This is a genomic window from Amycolatopsis sp. NPDC003861 (assembly GCF_053605405.1).
Map to the genome: position 1 here is coordinate 1 of NZ_JBSGJD010000474.1, position 2,902 is coordinate 2,902.

3 protein-coding genes and 1 pseudogene are annotated in these 2,902 nt (G+C 73.8%); 1 reads left to right on the forward strand and 3 read right to left on the reverse strand.

The window, feature by feature from the left end:
* The 3 genes and pseudogenes from ACWEVN_RS47430 to eccB all read right to left on the reverse strand — a co-directional run.
* A pseudogene (locus ACWEVN_RS47430) lies at positions 1-257 on the reverse strand (WXG100 family type VII secretion target); the annotation flags it as partial.
* The gene (locus ACWEVN_RS47435; RefSeq protein ID WP_452055654.1) at positions 254-571 is read right to left on the reverse strand and encodes a hypothetical protein; all 318 of its coding nucleotides are present in this window, start codon (positions 569-571) and stop codon (positions 254-256) included. The pseudogene ACWEVN_RS47430 and the gene ACWEVN_RS47435, both read right to left, overlap by 4 nt.
* 64 nt (positions 572-635) lie before the next feature.
* Positions 636-2,270, reverse strand: a complete 1,635-nt coding sequence (eccB, locus tag ACWEVN_RS47440; protein ID WP_449686322.1) for a type VII secretion protein EccB — start codon at positions 2,268-2,270, stop codon at positions 636-638.
* Between the two features lie 271 nt (positions 2,271-2,541).
* Here eccB and ACWEVN_RS47445 point away from each other — a divergent pair.
* On the forward strand, positions 2,542-2,902 hold a 361-nt coding region (locus ACWEVN_RS47445; protein ID WP_452055655.1), incomplete at its 3' end, for a hypothetical protein.

The window sequence follows — 2,902 nt, forward strand, 5'->3', positions numbered from 1 at the left end:
CGGCCGGCTTCGGCGCCGAGGTCGCCCCAGCGGCCGAGCAGCGGGCGGAAGTACGTTTCGACCGGGTCGATCAGCCCGAGCCGGCCGGACACCTCGGTGAGGTAGGCCAGGTAGGGCTCGGCGGTGGCGGCGATCCCGGCGCTGTCCGCGTCCGGGGCGAACGCGACCGCGGGCGCGGTGACCACCGGGGCGGCGGCCCGCTTCGCGAGCGGGTGCGGGATGGAGTCCGTGGACGCCTCCGGCTCGGCGAACGTCATCCGTCGAGCCTTCCGGCCCGCTTGATCAGCTCCGCGGCTTCGGCGTCCTGGCCACCGTGGCGGACCGTCACCTGCCGCAGCGCCTCCGCGGCCGAGCGCAGCGCCTCGGCGCCGTCGGCCAGCTGGCGCCGCAACGCCCCGGCCGCGCGGCCGTACGACTCCCCGACGCCGATCTGCGCCCCCAGCGTCCCGAAGGACTCCCCGGTGACGTCGCCGCCGACCTCGGCCGCCGCCGCGTCCAGGTCGTCCGCGGCGGCCTCGGCCGTCTCGGCGTACCGGGCGACGACGACGCCGTCCATCTTCAGGCCGGCCACGGCACCTCCGCTCGCGAAAAGGACCTTCGAGCGTGGGACGTCCGCCGCGGCCCGGCGGTTCCGCTCAGTTCGCCGGCTGCTGGGTCGTGGGGAACGCGCCGGCGTTCGGGTCGATCGGCACCGCGTCGAACTGCCGCAGCACGTCCTGGGTGTTCAGCGACGCCCCGGTCGGCAGCAGCCCGATGATCGACTCGGGCGCGGGCTGCCGGTTGTTCAGGCCGATCGCGTCCGCGGTCTGCGCGTCCGGGACGCTGTAGCGGACGCCCCGGTCGGAGATCAGCTGGATCGCGCCCTTGCCGAAGCTGGCCTTGCCGGTGGCGGACTGGACGACCGCGGCGAACCCGGGCTTGAGGTAGAAGCCGTTGAGCGGCACCCGGTTCGGGCCCGGCGTCGTCACGGCCATCGGGGTGAACTTCTCGCCGGTGCTCTTCTGGCCGGGCAGCTGCGTGTCGACGTACACCGAGGTGTGGCCGTCCTGGTCCGGGCCGGAGCCGACCAGCGACCAGCCCAGGCACGCGACCGAGGAGTTCTTCGTCGCGTCGAGGATCGTCGGCACCGAGCGCGGGAAGTCGTCGACCGGGATGTAGTCCGGGTCGTTCGGCTGCAGGGTCTTCACGCCGGCGAGCTTGTCCAGGCCCAGCGTCTGGATGCTGCTGGAGCTGCCGTTCTTCGCGACGCGGATGATGTCGGCGACGGCGTTGGACACCCGCTGGATGCCGGTCGGCGTGATCGCCCAGTAGTTCAGCTCGCGCTGGCCGGCCTGCTGCGTGGCGAAGACGTCGCCCGAGGTCAGGCCGTCGAAGTCCGCCGGGGCCTGGCCGCTCGGGATCTTCGGCGGCGACAGCTTCGCGACCTCGGGGATCGCGTTGAGCAGGCCCTGCGTGATCTTCCGCGGCGACGGCGGCAGCTGCAGCGCCGTCCGGACGGCGTCGTTCGGGTTGTCGACGTCGATCTCGGCGCGCACGGTGTTGGCGTTCGGCCGGTTCCGGGAGCTCGGCAGCCGGTAGACGAGGTAGGTCTTCCCGTTGTCGGCCTTCGCCAGCAGCGCCTCGTTCTCGCCCAGCTCGGTGCCGAGGCCGCTCGGCGCGATCCCGCCGAAAACGTAGGTGTTGGTGCGGCCCGTGTCGGGGTTCGGCAGCGACGTGTCGAGCTGAACCTGGTCGCACACGGCCCAATTCGCGGAAATTCGCTGGGAATCCGTCGGGATCAGCTGCGGACCGTCCGGAATTCCGGTCAGTTTGTCGCGCGGAATGTCCTTCAGCTGCTCGTCGGAAACGACCGTGGGATTCTTCACACTCGCCGGGCTCGCCGGAGCCGGAGCGGGAGCCGCGGTCGCGCCGCCCGCCCCCGCGCCCGGTGACTTCTGCTGGGCCAGCAGGAGAAGCCGGGCCGACGCGAGGTTGAACGTCGGGATCAGCTTCTTCGGGTTGCCCGTCACGACGTAGACCGTGCCGGACTGCTCGCCGATCACGATGTTCCCGGCCTCGGGCACCGACGGCGCCGGGCTGAGCAGGCCCCAGACGACGAAGACGATCATGCCGAGCGCGCCCAGCACCACCCCTACGATCGTGGCCCGCGTGTGGGTGCGCATCGGGTCGTGCAGCATCACGGCGTCCCGCCGGACCAGCGCCGACTGCATCCGCCGCAGGACGAACTGATACGCCTGGACCTGAGACTTAGTCGTGGGTGTTGATGGCATTCTCGACCTACAGCTCTCCCCGTCGCGGTACGGTTCCGCAGGATAGCCGTACGGGGACCGTCTGGTGTGGGGTTTCTACCAACTCAAGCTAGTGTCGGGCACCCCGGGACCCGGCTTCCGGGTACGCAGCAAGCACGAGGGGAAGAGAAAGCGCGGATGTCCGTCACCACTCCTCCACGTCCGCCTGGCCCGCCCGGGCCCCCGCCGCCCGGTGGCCGTCCGCCGGGCCCGCCGCCGCGGCCGGGCAGACCGGGCGGTCCCGGTGGACCCGGTGGCGTTCCCGGCGGCCCCGGCGGGGTGCCTGGCGGGCCCGGTGGACCCGGCGGCGTACCTGGTGGCCCCGGACTGCCTCCGCGCGGTCCCGGCGGCCCCGGTCCCGGCCCGGGTGGCCCCGGCGGACGTCCGGGCGGCCCTGGCGGCCCCGGTGGCCCGGGTGGGCCCGGTGGCGGCGGTCCTGGCGGTCCCGGCGGTAGTGGCCCGGGTGGCGGTGGTCCCGGCGGTCCCGGTGGCGGCGGTCCCGGCGGCCCGGGTGGTCCCGGCGGCGGTGGCCCCGGCGGCCCGGGTGGTCCCGGCGGTCCCGGTGGCGGCGGCCCGGGTGGTCCCGGCGGCGGTGGTCCCGGCGGCCCAGGTGG